Source organism: Granulicella cerasi (genome assembly GCF_025685575.1).
Taxonomy (GTDB): domain Bacteria; phylum Acidobacteriota; class Terriglobia; order Terriglobales; family Acidobacteriaceae; genus Granulicella; species Granulicella cerasi.
The window spans coordinates 311,367-330,854 of the sequence record NZ_JAGSYD010000003.1 but is presented as its reverse complement, the minus strand read 5'-3'; the positions used below and the strand labels follow the sequence as shown (position 1 = coordinate 330,854).

20 protein-coding genes are annotated in these 19,488 nt (G+C 62.3%); 6 read left to right on the top strand and 14 right to left on the bottom strand.

Annotated elements, in window-relative coordinates; all coding sequences use genetic code 11:
- Positions 1-5: 5 nt before the first annotated feature.
- The 6 genes from allE to allB all read right to left on the bottom strand — a co-directional run bounded on the left by allE (position 6) and on the right by allB (position 5,529).
- Entirely contained in the window at positions 6-746 is a 741-nt protein-coding gene (allE, locus tag OHL11_RS11025) for a (S)-ureidoglycine aminohydrolase (RefSeq protein ID WP_263371559.1), read from the bottom strand.
- Between the two features lie 111 nt (positions 747-857).
- On the bottom strand, positions 858-2,087 hold the full coding sequence (locus tag OHL11_RS11020; protein WP_263371558.1) for an allantoate amidohydrolase: 1,230 nt from the start codon (positions 2,085-2,087) through the stop codon (positions 858-860).
- A 213-nt stretch (positions 2,088-2,300) separates the two neighbouring features.
- Complete coding sequence (gene pucL, locus OHL11_RS11015; protein ID WP_263371557.1) at positions 2,301-3,164, bottom strand: factor-independent urate hydroxylase; 864 nt, start codon at positions 3,162-3,164, stop codon at positions 2,301-2,303.
- Positions 3,165-3,211: 47 nt separating this feature from the next.
- Positions 3,212-3,547 carry a hydroxyisourate hydrolase gene (uraH, locus tag OHL11_RS11010; RefSeq protein ID WP_263371556.1) on the bottom strand — a complete coding sequence of 112 codons (336 nt, stop codon included), beginning with the start codon at positions 3,545-3,547 and terminating at the stop codon, positions 3,212-3,214.
- Complete coding sequence (gene uraD / locus OHL11_RS11005; protein WP_263371555.1) at positions 3,547-4,119, bottom strand: 2-oxo-4-hydroxy-4-carboxy-5-ureidoimidazoline decarboxylase; 573 nt, start codon at positions 4,117-4,119, stop codon at positions 3,547-3,549. Before uraD ends, uraH begins: the two co-directional genes overlap by 1 nt.
- Positions 4,120-4,128: 9 nt before the next feature.
- Complete coding sequence (gene allB / locus OHL11_RS11000) at positions 4,129-5,529, bottom strand: allantoinase AllB (RefSeq protein ID WP_263371554.1); 1,401 nt, start codon at positions 5,527-5,529, stop codon at positions 4,129-4,131.
- 75 nt (positions 5,530-5,604) lie between these two features.
- Here allB and OHL11_RS10995 point away from each other — a divergent pair, with 75 nt between their 5' ends.
- From OHL11_RS10995 to OHL11_RS10985, 3 genes are read left to right on the top strand one after another with little or no spacing between them, the layout of a single operon-like run.
- Positions 5,605-6,087 carry a nucleoside deaminase gene (locus tag OHL11_RS10995; RefSeq protein ID WP_263371553.1) on the top strand — a complete coding sequence of 161 codons (483 nt, stop codon included), beginning with the start codon at positions 5,605-5,607 and terminating at the stop codon, positions 6,085-6,087.
- Complete coding sequence (locus tag OHL11_RS10990) at positions 6,088-7,368, top strand: homoserine dehydrogenase (RefSeq protein ID WP_263371552.1); 1,281 nt, start codon at positions 6,088-6,090, stop codon at positions 7,366-7,368.
- Between the two features lie 15 nt (positions 7,369-7,383).
- Positions 7,384-8,640, top strand: a complete 1,257-nt coding sequence (locus OHL11_RS10985) for an alkaline phosphatase family protein (RefSeq protein ID WP_263371551.1) — start codon at positions 7,384-7,386, stop codon at positions 8,638-8,640.
- Here the strand turns inward: OHL11_RS10985 and OHL11_RS10980 are convergent.
- The 4 genes from OHL11_RS10980 to OHL11_RS10965 form a co-directional block, all read right to left on the bottom strand.
- A complete protein-coding gene (locus OHL11_RS10980; RefSeq protein ID WP_263371550.1) occupies positions 8,637-9,830 on the bottom strand; it encodes a sensor histidine kinase in 1,194 nt (397 codons plus the stop codon). The two genes, OHL11_RS10985 and OHL11_RS10980, sit on opposite strands and share 4 nt — an antisense overlap.
- An 80-nt stretch (positions 9,831-9,910) precedes the next feature.
- Positions 9,911-11,137 (bottom strand): molybdopterin-synthase adenylyltransferase MoeB, encoded by a 1,227-nt coding sequence (gene moeB / locus OHL11_RS10975; RefSeq protein ID WP_263371549.1) that lies wholly within the window; start codon positions 11,135-11,137, stop codon positions 9,911-9,913.
- Between the two features lie 109 nt (positions 11,138-11,246).
- Positions 11,247-11,552 carry a MoaD/ThiS family protein gene (locus OHL11_RS10970; RefSeq protein ID WP_263371548.1) on the bottom strand — a complete coding sequence of 102 codons (306 nt, stop codon included), beginning with the start codon at positions 11,550-11,552 and terminating at the stop codon, positions 11,247-11,249.
- A 244-nt stretch (positions 11,553-11,796) separates the two neighbouring features.
- Positions 11,797-12,168 carry a hypothetical protein gene (locus OHL11_RS10965; RefSeq protein WP_263371547.1) on the bottom strand — a complete coding sequence of 124 codons (372 nt, stop codon included), beginning with the start codon at positions 12,166-12,168 and terminating at the stop codon, positions 11,797-11,799.
- Between the two features lie 403 nt (positions 12,169-12,571).
- Between OHL11_RS10965 and OHL11_RS10960 the strand changes: the two genes are divergently transcribed.
- Positions 12,572-14,605 carry a Vgb family protein gene (locus OHL11_RS10960; RefSeq protein WP_263371546.1) on the top strand — a complete coding sequence of 678 codons (2,034 nt, stop codon included), beginning with the start codon at positions 12,572-12,574 and terminating at the stop codon, positions 14,603-14,605.
- Positions 14,606-14,686: 81 nt separating this feature from the next.
- Here the strand turns inward: OHL11_RS10960 and OHL11_RS10955 are convergent, their stop codons facing one another.
- Together OHL11_RS10955 and OHL11_RS10950 are read right to left on the bottom strand one after the other, a co-directional pair.
- Positions 14,687-15,121 carry a M67 family metallopeptidase gene (locus OHL11_RS10955; protein WP_263371545.1) on the bottom strand — a complete coding sequence of 145 codons (435 nt, stop codon included), beginning with the start codon at positions 15,119-15,121 and terminating at the stop codon, positions 14,687-14,689.
- Between the two features lie 40 nt (positions 15,122-15,161).
- Complete coding sequence (locus tag OHL11_RS10950) at positions 15,162-16,118, bottom strand: PLP-dependent cysteine synthase family protein (RefSeq protein ID WP_263371544.1); 957 nt, start codon at positions 16,116-16,118, stop codon at positions 15,162-15,164.
- Between the two features lie 92 nt (positions 16,119-16,210).
- Here OHL11_RS10950 and OHL11_RS10945 point away from each other — a divergent pair, with 92 nt between their 5' ends.
- Together OHL11_RS10945 and OHL11_RS10940 are read left to right on the top strand one after the other, a co-directional pair.
- Positions 16,211-16,636 (top strand): hypothetical protein, encoded by a 426-nt coding sequence (locus OHL11_RS10945; protein ID WP_263371543.1) that lies wholly within the window; start codon positions 16,211-16,213, stop codon positions 16,634-16,636.
- Positions 16,637-16,782: 146 nt separating this feature from the next.
- A complete protein-coding gene (locus OHL11_RS10940; RefSeq protein WP_263371542.1) occupies positions 16,783-17,451 on the top strand; it encodes a hypothetical protein in 669 nt (222 codons plus the stop codon).
- Between the two features lie 13 nt (positions 17,452-17,464).
- Here OHL11_RS10940 and rsmI read toward each other — a convergent pair whose 3' ends face one another.
- Both rsmI and OHL11_RS10930 read right to left on the bottom strand, forming a co-directional pair.
- A complete protein-coding gene (gene rsmI, locus OHL11_RS10935; protein WP_263371541.1) occupies positions 17,465-18,337 on the bottom strand; it encodes a 16S rRNA (cytidine(1402)-2'-O)-methyltransferase in 873 nt (290 codons plus the stop codon).
- Positions 18,337-19,443, bottom strand: coding sequence for a CBS domain-containing protein (locus tag OHL11_RS10930; protein ID WP_263371540.1), 1,107 nt, complete (start codon positions 19,441-19,443; stop codon positions 18,337-18,339). Before OHL11_RS10930 ends, rsmI begins: the two co-directional genes overlap by 1 nt.
- Positions 19,444-19,488 lie beyond the last annotated feature (45 nt).

Sequence of the window (19,488 nt, the reverse complement as noted above, 5' to 3'; positions counted from 1 at the left end):
CGTCTCTACGCCAGCGTGTGGCGATTGAAATCCTTGTAGATGAGGTACTTTGCGGGCTTCTTGCCGATGGCGCCGAACCACTGCGGGCAGTACGGAGCCATCCAGATGAAGTCGCCGGCCTGGGTGGGGTACCACGCGTCGCCGAGGCGGTAGATGCCGCCGCCTTCGAGCATCAGCAGGCCGTGCTCCATGTAGTGGATCTCCACCTGTGGCAACGACGCGCCGGGCTGATAGGTCATCGTGTTGCAGGCGAAGTCGAACTGCGGTGAGTCGGGCATGAGCGCGCGGACTTCGAGGTCGGGGTCGCCGTTGAGCGCGGTGGGCTTCAGGTCCTGCTCGCGGCCGATGAAGAACTCCGGGTTCGGCTCGGTCTCGAGCGGCATGTATGGCTTGTCGATGACGGCGAGGCGCGCCTTGGTCTTCGCGGTGATCGTGTGCGGATGCTCCGTCGGCAGGTAGGCGTAGCTGCCGGGCGCGAGCTGGTGCTGCTTCTTGGAGCTCGGCTCCTGCAGTGTCAGCTTGCCTTCGAGCACGTAGATGAGGCGCTGCGTCGGGCCTTCCGTGAGCGTCCCGTTGGCGTCCAGCTCGACGGTCATCTGCGTAAACGCCGCGCCTGCTTGCGGCGCAACATGCACGATGGCGAAGCCCTTCGTGATGCCGGGCATCGGCGTGCGGATGAAGGTGTCGGGCGCGAGCAGAAGGTGGTCGCGCTTGTTCGAGCTGGTCGTGTGTCCAAGATGATGCATAGGTGGAGTGAGTATAGCGGAGCCGGAGTGGTTCTGAGTTGTACGTTCTATGTTGTAAGTTTTGGCTGGTGCCGACGTCCTACTTACAACGTAGAACTTAGAACCTGCGACTCACTGGTGCGGATGCAGGTGCAGCAGCAGGTTAACGAGGGTGCCGAGCGCGGCTTCGACGTCTTCGGCGCGTATGTCCTCGGCGGGGTTGTGGCTGATGCCGCCGGGGGAGCGCACGAAGAGCATCGTCGTCGGCACATGCGACGCGACGATCATGGAGTCATGGCCTGCGCCTGAGAAGAGTTGCAGTGCGTCGTGGCCCGCGCGCTCGGCCGCCGCGTGGAGCTTCTGCGTGAGCGCGTGGTCCATCGGCACAGCACGTTGCTCGCTGAGCAGCGTGGCCTTCACCTTGACGCCGCGATGCTCGCCTGCGGCCTGGGCCTTGGTGACGAGGTGGGCAACGGCAGCGTGGCGTGACTCGTCCTTCGGGTGGCGCACGTCGAGCGTGCAGGTCACGGTGCCGGGCACGACGTTCATCGCACCGGGCAGGGCCTCGATGCGGCCGACGGTGGCGACGAGTTGGCGATGATTGCTCGCGTAGTTGTCGACCTCGATGATGAAGTGCGCGGCGGCGACAAGCGCATCATGCCGTAGCGCCATGGGCGTGGTGCCTGCGTGGTTGGCCTGGCCTTCAAAGGTGAAGGAGAGGCGCGATTGGCCTACGATGGCTTCGACGACGGCGATGAAGGCGTTCTCGCTTTCGAGCACCGGGCCTTGCTCGATGTGCACCTCGATTGCCGCGAAGGTGTTCGATGCGAAGGGCGCGGTCGTGGCGATGCGTGCCGGATCGAGGTCGAAGTTGCGGAGTGCGTCGGCGACTGTGATGCCGTCTTTGTCGGTGTGGGCGAGATGTTCGTCGGTGAGTTCGCCCACTGCGGCGCGTGAGGAGAGAAACGGGAACGCGAAGCGAACGCCTTCTTCTTCGCTGAAGGCGATGAGTTCGATATGGAAGGGGAGCGGCGTTTGCGCGAGGGCGGCGATGGCTTCGAGGCCGAGAATGACGCCGAGCGGGCCGTCGAAGGCGCCAGCGTTGGGCACGGTATCGATGTGCGAGAAGAGCACGAGCGTGGGCGCGTCGTCGTGTGCCGAGCGACGCACGGCGCGCAGGTTGCCGATGTCGTCGGTGCGCGCCTCGAGCCCGGCCTCGCGCATCCACCAGGAGAGCAATGTGTGCGCGTCGCGGGTCTTCGGCGAGAGAAAGAGGCGCGTGGTTTCGCCTTCGACGTCAGAGATGCGTGCGAGTTCGCGGCAACGAGCGATGATGCGTTCGGCGCGGTCGTTCGGGGTCATGGGGGGATTGTAGTGGTTGCGTGTGGGGCGGGGGAAGGAAAGGAAACTGCGGAGGGCGCTACGGTGCGCGATGGCGTTCGTGGTGAGTAAAGAACAAAGCTCTCTCGGTGAGGAGAGAGCTTGCTGGTGGAGGGATCCTGCGAACCCAGGTCTCAGAAGCGAGACCTGGGGCACCCGTTCGTGGTGAGCGAGATGGGCACTCGGAGGTGGTGTTTACGCGCGGACGATTGTGGCTTCGATCGTGCCGTGCGGCTCGTCGGTGGGGACGAAGATGTGGTTCGGGTTCTCGAGGCCGAAGCGCTTCAGGTCGATCAGCAGGTTGTGCTTGTTCGGCATCAGCATGTAGACGCTCTCGATGGTGTCGGTCGCGGCGAGCGCGTCTTCGCCCATCTGGAAGAGGGTCTGCTGCACGCTCAGCGATTCGTGCTTGGCGAAGGTCTGAACCATCGTCTCGCGGATGAGTTCGCGTGTGGCGTTGAAGTCGAAGCCTGCGATATTGACGTCGTCGGTATAGGTCCACTCGGCCTTTACGACGGTGCCGAAGAGGCGGTCGGTGGTCTCGGGCAGCGTGGTGAGGTGGTCCTTGATGTAGCCGACGAAGCTGCTCTGCGTGGTCTTCAGCACGAAGAGTCCATCGAGGCCGCTGACGACTTCAAACTCGCCGCCCTGCTGGCGCACGACGCGCGTCGTAGCGACTTCTTCTGAGCCGCGCATGAAGGCCGTGGGATATGGCTTGCCGTCGACGGTGAGGCGCTTCCAGAGGTGCGACTTCACGATGACTTCGGCGCTGGTGATGTGCGACTGGCGCGTGAGGACGTAGTCGATGAGCGCCTTCGCGTACTCCTCGATCGATGTGGCTTTCGATTCGCTGGCGACGAAGTAGCAGGTGTTCTTCATCGTGTCCGTTGGCAGAATCTTCGAGTTGTCGCCTTCGGTGTGCGCCGTCTCCATGTCGCCCGTGAGCAGAATCTGCACGGTCCATTCGTCGAGGTCGTGGTGGTCTTCGTGCTTGGTGACGCGCACGATGCGCACGAGCGATTTGCCATAACGGTTGTCAGCGAGTTTTGCGATTGCCATCGATGTGTTTCCTCTTTCGTGTGGATCTGCTTCTCGGGGGAGTGGTGTCAGCTGCCGCGATACGTCGAGTAGCCGTGCGCTGTCAGCAGCAACGGGATGTGGTAATGCTGCTCGGGTTCGCGAACGTTGAAGACGATTTCGACGTAAGGATAAAGGCCGGTGATGTGTTGCGCGGCGTAGTACTCGCTGGTGGCGAAGCGGATCTTGTAGGTGCCGACCTCGAGATGATGATCGCCGAGCAGCGTGCGGCAACGACCATCGGCATCGGTGGAGCCGCGACCGAGCTCGTCCCATTGATCTTCGTTGAGGCAGCTCAGGACGAGCGAAACATCCGCTGCGGGCTTGCCGAGATTGACGTCGAGAATGTGTGTGGAGAGACCCATTACTTTGCTTCCTTGATCGCAGGCGCAGCGGGATAATCGAGCGGGAGTTCGAGCCACTTGCGCAGGCGAAGCTGTGTGATCTGGCGTTGTTGTTCAGCGGCTTCGCGGAGCTCGGTGGCCGCGTCGTTGCTCATGCGCTTTTGAAGGATGGCGAGCATCTCTGCGGCAGATTTTCCTGTCGCGCAGACGATGAAGATGCGACCGAACTTTGCTTCGTACTCTTTGTTGGCGGCGGCGAGTTGTGCCTTCACCAGATCGTCAGGGTTTGCGGCTGCCTGCTCGCCTTCGCTCCACGAGAGCGACTTCTCGGTGGCCGCTTTGGCCTTGGCTTCGCCGATGCGCGGATGCGAGTCAAAGGCCTCTTGCCATGCGCCTGCGTCGAGCGACCACCAGACTTTGTCGGCCGAAGCGAAGAGCTGCTCGGGCGTGTCGTAAGGGTAGTCGTTCACAACGCCGATGGCCCACGCGCGCGAGCCATTGCAGGGCAGGATGGTCTGCGTGGCCGTGTCCTGCTCAGTGCGGTTCCATGCTTCCAGAATCGGGTTCGAGGATGGAGTGAAGTTCAAAGACATAGATCGAGATTAGTCGAGAGCACAGGATAGTGCGTACTCGCGGCCGTTCGCTGTGTCGGCGAACACACCGCTGCCGCTGGTGTTGGTGTAGAGTCTTGCGCCGCGCAGCCAGGTGCCGCGCACCACGCCCTGCAGCGTTTCGCCGAGATACGGCGAGACTTTGTGGCGATAATGCAGATCGGCTTCGGTGAGCGTGAAGCTGGCTTCGGTGTCGAACGCGACGAAGTTCGCGTGCTTGCCGGGCTCGATGGAGCCGATGGATTCGCTGAGCCCTGCAAGCTGCGCGGGCGCGAGTGACATCCACTGCGCGAGTTTTTCAAGACCGATGCCGCGGCGCGCAAATTCGGTCCACAACACAGGCAGCGCGGTGCTGAGAGAGGCGATGCCGCCCCAGGCTTCGTCGAAGCGGCCGCACTCCTGGCCGGGTTCGGTCGCCGTGAGGCGCTTCATCTCTGGCGGGCAAGGGGAGTGGTCGGTGGCGATAAGGTCGAGCGTGCCGTCGAGCAGGGCCTGCCAGAGTTCATCGCGATTGGCAGCAGAACGAATCGGTGGCGCGCACTTGAAGAGCGTGGCGCCATCGGCGATCTCTTCAGCAACAAGATGCAAGTAGTGTGGGCAGGTTTCGACGGTGAGCGCCAGGCCTTCCGCCTTCGCTGCGCGCAGCATGGGCAGCGCCTTCGCCGTGGCGAGGTGCACGATGTGCAGGCGGAAGCCGTACTTGCGCTGCAACTCCAGCAGCATCTCGATCGCTTGCAGTTCAGCTTCGTCGGGGCGCGAGGCGAGATAGGTCTTGTACTCGCGCCAGTTTGCGCCGCTGCTGTTGAGTTCTGCGACGGCTGCGTCGATGGGGGCGGCGAGCTCTGCGTGCACGAGCAGCGGCAGCCTGGTCTTCGCAATGTGCGGCAGCGCGAGTTCGAGGTTCTCGCGATCGATGGAGGTGAAGCCATCGCAGCCGGGGTAGATGAGAAAGCACTTGTAGCCGGGCACGCCGGCGACGGCGAGCGGCTCGAGCTCATGCTCGTTGCCATCGACCGCGCCGCCCCACAGCGCGTAGTCGACCAGGCATTGCCCTTTGGCGGCCTCGCGCTTGATCTCGAGCGAGGCGACGTTGATCGTCTCCGGCAGGCAGTTGAGCGGCATGTCGATGAGCGTGGTGAAACCGCCGGCAGCGGCCGCGCGCGTCGCCGTGGCGAAGCCTTCCCACTCGGTGCGACCGGGTTCGTTGATGTGCGTGTGTGCGTCGATGAGGCCGGGGAGCAGTGCGACGTCGCCGAGATCTTCGACAGGCGTGCCGGGGGCAAGCTCTGCAAACGGCTTGACGGCAACGATGCATTCGCCGTCGATGACGACGACAGCATCACGAACGCCCTCGGGCGTGACCACACGGCGGCTGCGGATAGCGTGTACCATTAACTTCTGATTATGCCTTCCAGACTGGGCCGTTGAAACTCCTTCCGGAAGGCCGGAAACGGAAATACGTAATCGATGGGTGAGCACAAGGCAGAACCGCGCTTCATGCAGCAGGCGATTGAGCTTGCAACCACCAACGTCACCAGCGGCAATGGTGGGCCGTTTGGCGCTGTGATCGTGAAAGACGGCGAAGTGATTGCCACGGGCGCGAACTGCGTGACGGCGGGCAATGATCCTACGGCGCACGCCGAGGTCACCGCGATACGCAACGCCTGCAACGCGCTGGGCACGTTCATGCTGAACGGCTGCGAGATCTACACGAGCTGCGAGCCGTGCCCCATGTGCCTGGCGGCCATCTACTGGGCGCGCATCGACACGATTTATTACGGCAACAGTGCAGCAGATGCGGCGAAGGTCGGCTTCGACGACGCGGCGTTCTACGAAGAACTGAAGCGCCCGCACGAGGAGCGCGAAAAGCCGATCAAGCCGTTGCTCTCCGCCGAGGCGTGGGAGAGCTTTGCGGCCTGGGAGAAGAGTCCCTTCAAGGTGGAGTACTAAATGCAGGAGGCAGTGGCGTTGCGCGTTGGTCTTTTGGGTTTTGGCACGGTCGGTAGTTCGTTTGCAGAGGTGCTTGCAGCGACGGGCGCAGATGTTCGCATCACACGCATCTTTAACCGCGACGTAGAGCGCAAGAAATCGCACGAGCGCGCGAAGTTTGTCGGCGCAGAGGTGAAGTGGACCTCGGACGCAACCGAAGTGGTGACTGCGGAAGATGTTGATGTGGTCGTTGAGGTCATCGGTGGGCTTGAGCCGATCGAAGGCTGGCTGACGACGGCGATCCATGCTGGAAAGCACATCGTGACGGCGAACAAGCAGCTCATTGCGTATCGCGGCGCGACGCTGCTGGCGCTGGCTGCGGAGAAGAAGGTCCACCTGCTTTACAACGCTGCGGTGGCTGGCGGCGTGCCGGTAATTCCGGGCATCACGCAGGGCCTCAGCGGCGACAAGATCACGCGCATCTCGGGCATTCTGAACGGCACCTGCAACTTCATTCTGAGTGCGATGGAGAAGGGCGCAGAATACGCCGACGTGCTGAAGACCGCGCAGAGCCTCGGGTATGCGGAAGCGAATCCGTCGGCGGACGTCGATGGATTCGACGCACGCGCGAAGCTGTGTGTTTTGTCGCGCCTCGCGCTGCGTGCGGAGTTGAACCCCGATGAGGTTCCGGCGCAGACGATCTCGACGGTGGCGGCGATTGATTTTGCGTACGCGAAGGAACTCGGCTGCACGCTGCGCCAGGTCTCGCGCGCAGAGGTTGCGGGCGGCAAGGTTCACGCGCGAGTCGGTCCGATGCTGGTGCCGAAGGAGATGCCGATTGCGTGGTCGCATGACACGCAGAACATGGTCGTCACGAGCGGTGAGTTCGGCGGCGACGTGGTCTTCTCGGGCCACGGTGCTGGCGGTCATCCGACGGCGGTGGCGGTGACGAGCGACGTGCTGCGCATTGCAGCGGGCGCTGCGGCTGTGCGCTTCCCGGCGACGGCCTCGAGCGTAGACGGCGACGTGACCGCGCCGCATTACATTCGCTTCGTGGTGGCGGACCAGCCGGGCATCGTTGCGGCGATCGCAGGCGCGCTGGCGAAGTACAACGTGAACATCGATTCGCTGCTACAGCATCGTGGATACGCGGCGGAGAAGCTGCCGTTCGTGGTGACGACCGAGCCTTGCCTGCGTTCGACGCTGGAAAGGGCTGTGGCCGAGATCGCGGCGTTGGAGTACATGCTCGAAGCGCCGCTGGTGCTGCAGATTCTCACCAGCGACGATCACGCGACCGACTAATTTTGTGAGGTGAGTATGCGTTTGCGTTCGTGGCTCTTGAGTGCGGCGATGGCATCGGCGTCCGTCCTGTTTGCGCAGGACATCACGCCGGTCATCCACGCCAACAATCCACCGAACGCAAGCGCGACGCTCGCCAAGCATTACGTGGTGATGGTGTCGCTCGACGGCTTCCGCTACGACTACTCGCACCTATACGCGACGCCGCATCTCGATGCGATGGCCGCAGACGGCGCGAGCACGCCCAAGGGTATGAGGCCTTCGTATCCGTCGATCACGTTTCCGAACCACTACGCGCTGGTGACCGGTCTGCGACCGGAGCACAACGGCCTAGTCGGCATGGAGTTCTGGGACCCTGCGCGGCACGAGCGCTATCTCTACTCGGACTCGAAGACGAACTCGGATGGAAGCTGGTATCGCGGCGTGCCGCTGTGGTCGCTGGCAGAGAAGCAGGGCATGCGCTCGGCGTGCTTCTTCTGGCCGGGGTCGGAGGCGGAAATCGCGGGCAAGCGGCCTTCGTACTATCTGCACTTCGACGGCAAGCTTGACGACGACAAGCGCGTGGAGCAGATCATCGCGTGGCTGAAGCTGCCCGAGGCCGAGCGCCCGCACTTCCTCACGCTGTACTACGCGAACACCGATGATGCGGGGCATCATTATGGGCCGGAGTCGCCGGAGGCGAAGGAAGCGGTCGAGCATGTCGATGCGTTGATCGGCGAGTTGCGTGAGGGCATCCAGTCGACGGGGCTGCCGGTGGACCTCATCGTCACCGCCGACCACGGCATGATCAAGCTCGACGAAACGCCGGTAGTGTTGGACACCATGGTCGATCTGCGTGGAGCGCGCACCGAAGGGCCGTTCGTGTATCCCAAGTCGGATGCAGAGAAAGAGCGCATCTATCGCGAGTTGAAGGCGAAAAACGACCCGCGCTTCAGCGTCTATCGCCGCCATGATCTGCCGAAGGAGCTCTACTACCGTGACAACGATCGCGAGGGCGATCCGGTGATCGTGCCGAACGCGCCGTACAGCGTGATGTGGCATCCGCGGAAGCCTTCGGGGCACCCGTACGTGGGCAGCCACGGCTTCAACGCGATGGCGACGCCGGAGATGAAGGCGATCTTCTACGCGGAAGGCCCTGACGTGAAGCCCGGTACCAAGATTGAGAGCTTTGACAACGTCGACGTGTATAGCTTCGTGGCGAAAATTCTGCAGTTGAAGCCGGGGAAGACCGATGGCGAGCTGGGGCCGTTGAAGGCTGCGCTCGCGAAGCCTTAGTCCACCAGCGGCAGGCGTGCGACGAAGGTCGTGCCGTGTCCGGGCGTGGCCGTAGACTCGAAGCGCAGTGTGCCGCCGTTGCGTTCGACGAGCTCATGCGAAAGCCACAGGCCGATGCCGGTGCCGCCCTTGGCCCGCGTGGTGTAGAACGGCTGGAACACCTTGCCACGATTGGCTTCGCTGATGCCATCGCCTTCGTCGCTGATGCGGATCTCCGCATAGCCGTCGCAGGGCTGTACCGAGAGACGCACGCGGCCGCCGAGGGGTGAAAACTGTGCGGCGTTCAGCAGCAGATTGAAGAGCACCTGGCGCACTTCGCCAGCGATGACCTTGCAGCAAAGGCCGTCGGTGATCTCCGTGACGAGGTGCGCGTCGCGGGGCAGGGAGATGTCCGCAACAAGTTCGCGAGTGAGCGCCGAGATGTCGGTGATCTTTGGCGTGGCGCCGGTGCCGCGGAAGGTCTCGAGAATGCGTCGTGCGGTTTCGGCCAGACGCGTCACCTGCGAGTTGGCCATCTCCAGCAACTCGCGGCCGTGCGGAGAGGGAACCTCGTCCTGCAGGAGATAGAGCACGGAGGCGAGCGACTCGAGCGGGTTGTTGACCTCATGCGCGAGGATGGCGCTCATGCGTCCGGCGGCGGCAAACTGCTCGATGGTGCGGAGATACTCGGTCTGGCGGCGGCGCTCGGTGGCGAGGGCCATCCCGTGGGCGATGAGCGCGAACAGCTCGAACTGCTCGTCGGTGAAATTGGAGTAGACCGTGCTGCCGAAGGAGATGGTGCCGAGCACCTCATTGCGGCGGATGAGCGGAAAGCAGGCGTAGGCGCGCACACCGGCCTCGCGCACCATCGAGGTCATCTCATCGTTGCGGGATTCGATGTTCTCCAGCCGCATCGGCTCGCGGTGCTGGGCGACGAAACCGCAGACCGCCTGGCCGAGGTTCAGGCGTGTGCCAAGCATCGCGCGCACGGCCTGGCTGCCAGCGGAGGAGACCAGCTCGAGGTGGGCGCCATCGGGCGCGGTGAGGAAGTGAAAGTAGACGTCCACGCCCGCGCGCTCATGCAGCGGCGCGTAGATGGACTGGCAGAGCGTATCGGGGTCGTGGTCCTCGAGCAGTGCCATGTGGATGCGCTGCAGCGTTTCGAGGGATTCTATGCCGAGTTGCGGAGATGAAGCGATGGTCGTCGTCACGCGGGCCCCGGCGGAGAAAGTAAAAGCGACTGCCTGAGTGTATCGCGGCAGTCGCTAGGTTGGATGCGTCTTTCGGGGGACTAGTACTTGGGCAGGCTGGTGTCGACGCGCTCGGCCCAGGCTGTGATGCCGCCGGCGAGGTTCTTCACGTTGGTGAAGCCTGCGGCCTTCAGCTCAAGTGCGGCCTTCTGCGAGCGTCCGCCAGATTTGCAGTGCACGAGGATTTCCTCGTCCTTGCCAACGGGGATGTCCGCAAGGCGCGAACCGACCTGGCCCACCGGGATGAGCGGTGCGCCGAGGTTGACGATCGCGTACTCGTGCGGCTCGCGGACGTCGAGCAGGAAGGGCTTGTCGCCCTTATCGAGGCGCGCCTTGTACTCTTCGACCGTCACCTGCGGGATGCCGTCCACGACGTTGGCGGCCGCGACCGAACCGAAGGAAGACACTTCCAGCGGGCCGGTTTCGGTCGGCGGAGCGATGCCGCAGAACTGGTCGTAGTCGATCAGTTCCTTGATCTCGCGAGTGCCGCAGGCCGGGCAGGCGGGGTTCTTACGCAGCTTCAGCGTGCGGAAGCCCATGTTCAGCGCGTCCACCAGCAGCAGACGGCCGACGAGCGGCTCGCCGATGCCGAGGATCAGCTTGATGACCTCGGTCGCCTGAATGACGCCGACGAGGCCGGGCAGAATGCCGAGCACGCCACCCTCAGCGCAGCTCGGGACGAGGCCCGGGGGCGGCGGCTCGGGGTAGAGGCAACGGTAGCAGGGGCCTTCCTCGGTGGCGAAGACCGATGCCTGGCCCTCGAAGCGGAAGATGGAGCCGTAGGCGTTGGGCTTGCCGGTGAGCACGCAGGCGTCGTTGACGAGGTAGCGCGTCTGGAAGTTGTCGGTGCCGTCGGCGATGACGTCGTAGTCCTTGAAGATCTCGAGCGCGTTGGCCGAGGTCAACATCGTGTTGTGCTTGATGACGTTGACGTTCTTGTTCAGGCCCTTGAGCATGATCTCGGCCGAGTCGACCTTGAGCTTGCCGACGGTGGACTGCGAGTGAATGATCTGGCGCTGCAGGTTGGATTCATCGACGACGTCGAAGTCGACGAGGCCGATGGTGCCGATGCCCGCGGCGGCAAGGTAGAGCGCCAGCGGCGCACCCAGACCGCCGGTGCCGACGCAGAGCACCTTCGCGGCCTTCAGCTTCTGCTGGCCTTCCATGCCGACTTCGGGCAGGATGAGGTGCCGCGAGTAGCGGGCGATTTCTTCGTTAGAGAGCTTCGGCAGCTCGGTGGCGGTGGGTGCTTCAAAGGTGGCTGGCATCGGGTTCCTTCGTGTAGGCGATAGCGCGAGCAACGGCTCACGACGCAGAGGCTGGTTCAGATTGTAGGGGGAACGGGGCTGCGGGTTCTCGCGGCTGGTGGAGCTTAGCCTAGCGACAACAGCCGGCAGCCAGCGGGCTACAACAGCCGCCAGCGATGGAAGGGATGATCGTGAGTTCGGCTTCGGGAGCTACGGTGGTGGCTTCCTTTTCCGGGAGGTAGCGGACATCTTCGTCGTCAAGGTACACGTTGACGAAGCTCCGCAGCTTGCCGTCGGGGGAGAAGAGGTGCTGCTTGATCGCGGGATACGCGACGGTAAGCGCCTCAAGCCCTTCAGCCACGGTGGCGCCATCGACGGAAACAGTTTCCTGCTTGTCGGTGTAAGCGCGCAGCGGTGTGGGGATGTGGATCTTCATTTGTTTTCCATTCTACGAGATGCGCGAGGATTGCGTCAGGATTCATCCTCAGGTGGCGCATAGCGACGACCGGGCCGCATCTTTGCCGAAATTGGAGCGGCGCTCTCTCATGTTGTGTGCAAGCTGCTTCTAGGCCGCACGCCGATGAGTCAGCACCTGTTCTTCCTACAAGGGCGTTTAGCAGGACCTATCTGTCCGTCCGCGAAGCCACATCGCCAACGACGTTATGGAATGGCGCAGACGCCTAGAGCCAGCCCGAGTCAAACTGCTTGCTCTCACAAACGATGACCGTCCTGGTGTGAAGTGTGTACCCGGCTTGATCGCTGGCGTCTGGTGTGACAAACAGGATGAGGCAACTCAGGTCACGAAATTCAAAGCCATACCCCTTGAGAATCTCTGACGCTTTCAAATGGAGAGCTTTAAGGGCCAGCCGCAAGGGCTTTACCTCAGCTACATCTTGCGGGTAGGGCATTTCACGTGACAGATCGATTGTGACAGTCTGTCTGGATGCTTCTCTCATCGCCATGGCGAGATGCGGTGAAAGATAGCTCAATCCGCTACCTGCATGATGGGCAATATCGTGTGCGACACCCTGAAGATCTTTCTTCTTCGCCATTCTGGAAGCGTACCGCAAGACGAGTCCGGCTGAGGCTGTACTAAGGTCGGAGTCCACATCTACCTTTTTCATCAGGTGCCTTGCGAAGTGACGGGTACATGTACCGTGAAGTCGGCTTGTCGGAAGTGAACTCCTGTCACCCGCGAGTTGATTGGTGGCTTACTCCGCACCAGCGAGCGCTTTGCGGAAATATCTTTCTCCGACGGAATTGCGTTGACTTAGGCAAACGCTTGCATTTGAATTTCCTCAGACGTCCTCTTACCCATAAAACCCAAGGATCCTCATGTTCAATTGCTGCGTTTTTTCATCGAGTGGCTCTCCGCAAAATCATCGTTCGCGGTGGTTCAACCTTTCACTGGCTTCTGCGGCTTTGTTGGGCGTTTTGGCGCTGACGGGCTGCGGTATGTCGAACCTCAGTGCGCCGAGCGGCGACATCGTTGATGCGCATAACGTTGCGATCTCCGGCAAGGTGATCGGCGGCAACATTCCGGTCAACGGCGCGAAGGTGTATCTGTTTGCGGCAGGCACTGCCGGCAACGCAGGTCCCGGGCTGGCAGCGGCTACGACGAACAAGTCTGTCTCGCTGATCAAGAGCACCACGGGCACGAGCGTGGACACGAACGGCAACTACTACGTCACCAGCGGCGCCGATGGCAGCTTCGTCCTGACGGGCAAGTGGGGCCCGTGTACAACGGGGCAGCAGCTGTATGTCTACGCGCTGGGCGGCAACACGATGGGCGGCGACCCGACGAAGAGCGGCGGCGTGAACGGTGTGAACGCAACAGCGGCTGTGATGGCGGTGCTCGGCGAATGCTCGACCGTGACGTCGGCGACGGTTGTGAACGTGAATGAGGTGTCTACCGTGGCCGCAGCCTATGCTGTGGCGGGTTTCGCGACGGATTCCACGCACATCTCCGACGACGAAGGTGTGACAGGCAACACGACTCAGGCGCAGGCTGTCACAGGCATGGCGAATGCTTTCTCCAACGTATTCAACCTCGTGAGCGAAGGCTCGGGCACGGCGCTCACCAAAACGCCTGCGGGCAACGGTACCGTTCCCACGGCAACAATCAACACCATTGCCGACATCATGGCGGACTGCATTCAGACTTCAGGCGTTACGAGCACGCCCTGCGCAGATCTGTATGCCTTTACGGGTACGCCGACCACGGCAGATACCGTGACGGCCATGATGAATCTGGCCCATAACCCCGTGGGTGTCTCGACCTCGCCGGTGACGCTAGCGAAGCTGTACAGCGATATGCCGTCGCAGGTTCCATTCCAGCCCACGCTCGCGACAGCGCCGAACGACTTTACGCTTGCAATCAGCCTGCAGCTTCCTGTGGATGACTACGGCAAAGCCGCAGATCCGTATGTGCTTGCAACGGACTGGAACGGCGACGTATGGGTTGGTCAAGCAGGTTTCTATCGCTTCTCCAACAGCTATTACACATCAGCAGGTCGCCTTGCTGGCAGCAAGGCCGGATATGCAGGGAGCTTGTTGGCTGTAGCGGACGGGTATGGCGGGGACTATCTACTTACGGTCGCCGTGGACTCCAAACACAACGTGTACATGACTGACTATGACTACACCTTTGGGCCCTATCTTCACCAGCTTCCTGTCAACGGCGCCTCGGCGTACAACGAAGACCTTTGTTCGAATAGCTATAGCCTTGCTATCGATCAGAACGACACCACTGAGTGCGCGTTGAATTCTCAAGCCGGTGCCGAAGTGATCGCGTTTGGCCCGACACCGTTGTCGAGCAGTGTGGGATTCAGGATCCTTTCAGGGGACTACACGGACTATCAGAATGGATTGCCTGTAGATATGGTTGGGCCGGACGCTGCTGTGGATTCAAACAACAATGTCTGGATCGATCTGGTCAATGGCGGCAATCCGGGGGGCGTGGCGGTGTTTTCGCAGGCAAACCCGAATACGTATGCTCGATTCCATACGAACTCCATTGGAACACCGTCGGGGCTGGCGATCGACCACAGCAACAGTGTGTGGGTCGTCGACAGTGCGAACAACGCGCTGGTGAAATTTACAGGATCGGGAACTTCGTACACGATGCAACCGCCCTACACCGGTGGCGGACTCAAGGCTCCGCGAACCATCGCAATTGATGGCTCAGGCAATGCCTGGGTGCCGAACACGACAGGCGGTTCGATCTCGAAATTCTCGAGTGCCGGTGTTGCTTTGACGCCGACGTCGGGATTCACAGGCACTGCGGGAACGACGGGAGGCACGGCTGGACCAGTGAGTACCTCTATCGGCGCGCCGAACAGTATCGCGATCGACGGCTCCGGTAACGTGTGGGTGGCTGTGATGGGCGCAAGCTCCGGCCCGATTGTTATGTATGTCGGCCTCGGCACGCCGGTTGTCGCGCCACTGGCGCTGGCATCAAAAATGAACAAGATCGGCGCGCGTCCGTAGACGCGGCTGTCGGTTAGGAAATGCAACGCCCGCCACGAAATTCGTGGCGGGCGTTGTGGTTTGCGCGGAATGTGCGGGTGCTTACTCGACCGCGATGGGCTGCTGGAGGAACTGTTTGTCCTCTTCGCTGGTGCCGCTGAGCAGGAAGCTGTTCGTCGCCGTGGGGTGACCGTGGTCGACCGCCGTGATGACGTAGGCGCAGCCGAACCAGTGGGCTTCGGCGAAGTCGGTCTGGGACCACTGCGCGGGGTGGTCAGGGTGCGAGTGGTAGAAGCCGATGATGTCGAGGCCGGCGGTGCGGGCCTCGCGCTGGGCCTTGATGAGCTCCTGCGGCGCGATGTTGTAGCGGTTGTGCGCAGAGTCGGTGCGGGTGTTTCCGGCGCGGATGAGGCTCTCGACACGCAGGCCTTCGCCCACGGCCTTGCCGAGCATGATGCCGCAGCATTCGTAGGGATAGGTTTCCACGCCGTGCTGTCGAAGTTCGTCGTAAAGGGCTTGGGAGAGGAGAAGGCTCACGTCGTTCCTTGTTCGTTTGTCTTGATGAAAAGTGTAACTGCTACGAAATCTCGTCGTAGCGCGGGTCCGACCAGAAGCGCTCGCTGAGGTACTTGTCGGCGGAGTCGCAGAGGATCGTGACGATAACGGCCTCGCGTCCGGCGGCGGCCTCTTCCTTGGCCACATCGAGCGCCGTGGTGACCGCGGCGGCCGCGCTGACGCCGACGAGCAGGCCCTGTGTGCGGCCCAGGCGCTTGGCCATCCTGTAGGCGCGCTCGGTCTCCATGGGGATGTCACGGTCGGCGAGCATGGCGTCGTAGATCGGCGGAACGATGGCCGTCTCCATGTGCTTGAGGCCTTCCAGGCCGTTGAACGGCGAGTCGGGCTGCATGGAGTAGCACTGGATGTTCGGGTTCAGTTCCTTGAGGCGGCGCGTGGTGCCGACGAAGGTGCCCGAGGTGCCGAGGCCCGCGACGAAGTGCGTCACGCGGCCATCAGTTTGCTGCCAAATCTCGTTCGCGGTGGTGTTGTAGTGCGCGCGCCAGTTGTTGTCGTTGCCGTACTGGTTGGCGTAGAAGTACTTCTCGGGCTGCTCGGCGAAGAGCTTGCGCGCCATGCGGATGGCACCATCAGAGCCGTCGGCGGGGTCGGTCCACACGATGTTCGCGCCGTAGGCTGCGAGGATATGCTTCCGCTCGGGGCTGACGTTCGACGGCACGCAGAGCGTGACCGGGAAGCCCATGGCGGCGCCGAGCATGGAGTATGCGATGCCGGTGTTGCCGGAGGTCGCGTCGAGCAGATGTTTGCCGGGTGCGAGCTGGCCCTTGGCCTGCGCGTCCGCGACGATAGCCGAGGCCGCGCGGTCCTTCACGCTGCCGCCGGGGTTGGCCCACTCGGCTTTGCCGAGGATCTGGACGCCTGGCAGATCAGCCGTGAGGCGATCGAGGCGAATGAGGGGCGTATTTCCTACGCGTTCGAGCAGTGCGGAGCCGAGAGTCTTGGTGTCGTTTGCAGTCATCGTTTGAAGCGCCTGTGCCATCTATGCGACAGTGGTTTGAGTGTAGCTGAAACAGGCGAACCCACGGTTCGCCCCCGAGCAAAGGATTTCCGATGGCCAAGACGAAGACGCAACCCACGTTCGATGAAGTACTTTCCACGCTCGGCAACGAGAAGTTTGATGTTTCGCCGGCGACCGAGGGTGCAAATCGTTCGGCTGGCGCGCGTCGCGTGTCGAAGTACGGCTGCGCGGCAGAGATCGCTCCTTCGGCAGAGAAGGGCGCTGCGGTACGTCTGCTGGTGAAGGGCGGCTGGGTGCTGAACGGCGAGATCGCTCTGATCCTCGATCGCGGGTATCAGAAGTTTTTGAAGACGTCGAAGCTGGAGATTCCGGCAACGGCCGACCAGTTGCGGGCCATTCATCAGTTCAGCGAAGAGCTGAAGGAAGCCGCAGGCGCGCTGGTGTTGTACAACGAAGCGATGGGCACGACGAGCGATGTGTACATGTACGATCGCCTGCGCGGGCGTGAGCACGTTTAGGATTTTTCTGAAGATCTCGCAGACCCCGTTTATGTGCCTGATTGGCGCATGAACGGGGTTTCTGTCTTTGAGGTGGAACTTCTTCTTGCTATATGCGCGAGCATCTGTAGGATTTTGCCGTAGCGAAGATCTTTCGGAGTTCTCTTATGAAAAAGCTGGTGCTCCTCTCTGTCGTTCTCTGTGTTTTTTGGCTGCGCGGGCGTGCGCAGGCTCCGAAGCAGGCGGAGCCCAAGTTTGCACAGGCTCAAGTGATGTCTTCGGAGCGGTCGGACGATAGCTACGTGATCTATTCGTACTTGCTTGAGCAGGGACCCATTGAGGGGAGAAGTGCTCCCCGCAAGCAATGGTTACTCGAGGCCACGACCTACGCGCTGCCGATGAATTTCGCTTGCGATGAGGGCAAGAAACTACTCGGGGCCGGACCACATTCTGCGGTTCGTCCACCGGAGGATCGCAAGGCTGAGTGGGATGCGGTGATGGCGGATTACGATGCTCATTGTCATGACGTCATTGCGCTGGATGGTGGAAAATTTAGGGATGTGCTTCCGGTGCATCTTCTTGATGAAGCGGCGAAGAAGCGTTATCAGGCGCAGCAATTCAGACGCCACGCGGAGAACGAGGTCGTTGAGTTTCCCGATGCTGCGGGGCTGCATGAATTTTCCGAGGTCTACTTCAATCCACAGCACACGCTAGCGCTCGTGCATCAAGGGATGTGGTGCGGTGGGCTTTGCGGCAACTGGGAGTGGGTCGCGCTTGAGAAGAAGAACGGGAAATGGTCCACGCTAAGCTGGACAAACATGGTGACGTTTTCATGAGAGATGCAATGGGCTAGCGCTTCACGCGCTGCCACTCGCGATACGCTTCGCTCTTGCCAAGGCCTCGTGCCTTGGCAACTTGCTTTAGCGCGTCTTTTTCGGTGACGCCGGAGGCGATGAGCGCGGCGACTTCCTTTGCGAGTGAACCTGTAACGGCAGCTTCTTCCTGCACCGTGCCGGAGATCATCAGCACCATTTCGCCGCGGATGTTTTCGCGGGCGGAGAGCGTTGCTTCGAGCTCGGCGACCGTGCCGCGGAGGAACTCTTCATGCAGCTTCGTGAGCTCGCGTGCGAGGGCGATGCGGTGCGTGGGGCCGAAGACGAGGCGCACGTCTTCGAGCGCACCGAGGATGCGGTGCGGCGTCTCGTAGAAGATCTGCGTTGCGCCGCTCTTTGAGGCGGCGAGCTGTGTGCGTAGCTCTTCAAGCTGCGTGCGGCGTGCGCCTTCTTTCGCGGCCAGGAAGCCGTGGAAGGCGAAGGCCTCGGCAGAGAGTCCGCTGGCGATCAATGCGTTGATCGCGGCGTTCGCGCCGGGGATAGGGAAGACAGCGATTCCCGCCGCGATAGCGTCAGCCGCGAGCACCGCGCCGGGGTCGGCGATCCCGGGTGTGCCGGCGTCGGAGACGACGGCGATGCGCGCGCCCTGTTTGAGCTGCTCGAGCAGTTGCGTAGAGCGGGAGAGCTCGTTGTGATCGTGGTAGCTGACCGTGGGCGTCGAGATGCCGAAGTGCGAGAGCAGCTTCGCGGTCTGGCGCGTGTCTTCGCAGGCGATGCGGTCGGCGTTCGTCAGCACGTTCAGCGCGCGCAGGGTCATGTCGTCGAGGTTGCCGATAGGCGTGGCGACGAGGTACAGCCCCGGTGCGATGGGTTTGGGTTCAAGCTGCATCAGGCGTCACCGCGCTCGGGCGTAGCTACGCGCACCAGTTGCACGGCACGCGCGAGGCTGCCGGGGGTGAGGATGCCGAGCAGTCGACCGTCCTCTTCGACGACCGGGATGAACTCGCTGGCGCCGAGTTGTGCAGAGCGTTCGAGCGCGGTGGTGAGCTTTTCCTGGGGCTGGGCGAAGTGCAGCGTCTTGCTCATAACGCCCTGCACGTAGCCGTCGCCATGCACGCGCAGTTGCGTGATGATGGTGTCGCGCGTGACGGAGCCGACGAGCTGCTCACCACGCACGACGGGGAAGATTTCCTGCATGGAGTGCACGGTAGCGTTGAGCGCCCCCGCGAGCGTGTCGGAGCTGCTGATGAGCTTGATGTCTGTGAGCATCACTTCGTGCACGAGCGGCGAGATGGCTGGCGGAATGTTCTGCGGCTTGCTGGCGAAGTTCACCTGCGCGATGAGGAAGATAACGCCGCCGAAGGCGATGATCCACGGGTTCATCATGGCGATGCCCGCGAGTGCTACGGCAAGCGCGACCATCGAGCCGAGATGGAACGGTGGCGTGGTGCTGGCCATCGGCTTGCGCGGCGCATCGGTTTCGCCGCGGCGCGCGAGCAGCTTGCGGTTGGGCAGCGCGGAGGGCAACAGACCCGTGATGGCGATGACGACCTGCATCCACACAAACGCACGAAGGATGTGCGCGAAGGTGAGCCACGGCTGCTGGAGTAGATGCAAGCCAGGCTGGAAGGCGTAAGCCGTGCCCACCATGATGAGCACGGCGAGGACGTTCGCTGCGGGCCCGGCCATGGCAATGATGCGCTGGTTCTTCTTGTCGGCTTGCGCGCCGTCCTGCGCGAGCGCCATAACGCCGCCGATGGGGAAGAGGAATACCGCTCGCAGGTCCATGCCGACGTACGCTGCAGCGATGCCGCGCGCGAGTTCGCGCACGATGACCGCAGCTACCAGCGCGAGCCACAGGCCGAGGCCGCGCAGTACCGTGTATCCGAGCAGAGGCGCGGAGCCCGCGAAGAGCGCGAGCAGCAGGAGGAACGAAAGGTGCACACGCACATGCACGCCAAAGAATCGGCCAAGCGGAATAGACGAGCGAAACATCATCTCTCATTGTAGGTGGTGGGGGATGATGTCGGTGAGAGGTCA

Coding starts and splice junctions, on each gene's coding strand:
- allE (WP_263371559.1), bottom strand. CDS start 746: ATGCATCATCTTGGACACACGACCAGCTCGAACAAGCGCGACCACCTT.
- OHL11_RS11020 (WP_263371558.1), bottom strand. CDS start 2,087: ATGACCCCGAACGACCGCGCCGAACGCATCATCGCTCGTTGCCGCGAA.
- pucL (WP_263371557.1), bottom strand. CDS start 3,164: ATGGCAATCGCAAAACTCGCTGACAACCGTTATGGCAAATCGCTCGTG.
- uraH (WP_263371556.1), bottom strand. CDS start 3,547: ATGGGTCTCTCCACACACATTCTCGACGTCAATCTCGGCAAGCCCGCA.
- uraD (WP_263371555.1), bottom strand. CDS start 4,119: ATGTCTTTGAACTTCACTCCATCCTCGAACCCGATTCTGGAAGCATGG.
- allB (WP_263371554.1), bottom strand. CDS start 5,529: ATGGTACACGCTATCCGCAGCCGCCGTGTGGTCACGCCCGAGGGCGTT.
- OHL11_RS10995 (WP_263371553.1), top strand. CDS start 5,605: ATGGGTGAGCACAAGGCAGAACCGCGCTTCATGCAGCAGGCGATTGAG.
- OHL11_RS10990 (WP_263371552.1), top strand. CDS start 6,088: ATGCAGGAGGCAGTGGCGTTGCGCGTTGGTCTTTTGGGTTTTGGCACG.
- OHL11_RS10985 (WP_263371551.1), top strand. CDS start 7,384: ATGCGTTTGCGTTCGTGGCTCTTGAGTGCGGCGATGGCATCGGCGTCC.
- moeB (WP_263371549.1), bottom strand. CDS start 11,137: ATGCCAGCCACCTTTGAAGCACCCACCGCCACCGAGCTGCCGAAGCTC.
- OHL11_RS10970 (WP_263371548.1), bottom strand. CDS start 11,552: ATGAAGATCCACATCCCCACACCGCTGCGCGCTTACACCGACAAGCAG.
- OHL11_RS10965 (WP_263371547.1), bottom strand. CDS start 12,168: ATGGCGAAGAAGAAAGATCTTCAGGGTGTCGCACACGATATTGCCCAT.
- OHL11_RS10960 (WP_263371546.1), top strand. CDS start 12,572: ATGTCGAACCTCAGTGCGCCGAGCGGCGACATCGTTGATGCGCATAAC.
- OHL11_RS10950 (WP_263371544.1), bottom strand. CDS start 16,118: ATGACTGCAAACGACACCAAGACTCTCGGCTCCGCACTGCTCGAACGC.
- OHL11_RS10945 (WP_263371543.1), top strand. CDS start 16,211: ATGGCCAAGACGAAGACGCAACCCACGTTCGATGAAGTACTTTCCACG.
- OHL11_RS10940 (WP_263371542.1), top strand. CDS start 16,783: ATGAAAAAGCTGGTGCTCCTCTCTGTCGTTCTCTGTGTTTTTTGGCTG.
- rsmI (WP_263371541.1), bottom strand. CDS start 18,337: ATGCAGCTTGAACCCAAACCCATCGCACCGGGGCTGTACCTCGTCGCC.
- OHL11_RS10930 (WP_263371540.1), bottom strand. CDS start 19,443: ATGTTTCGCTCGTCTATTCCGCTTGGCCGATTCTTTGGCGTGCATGTG.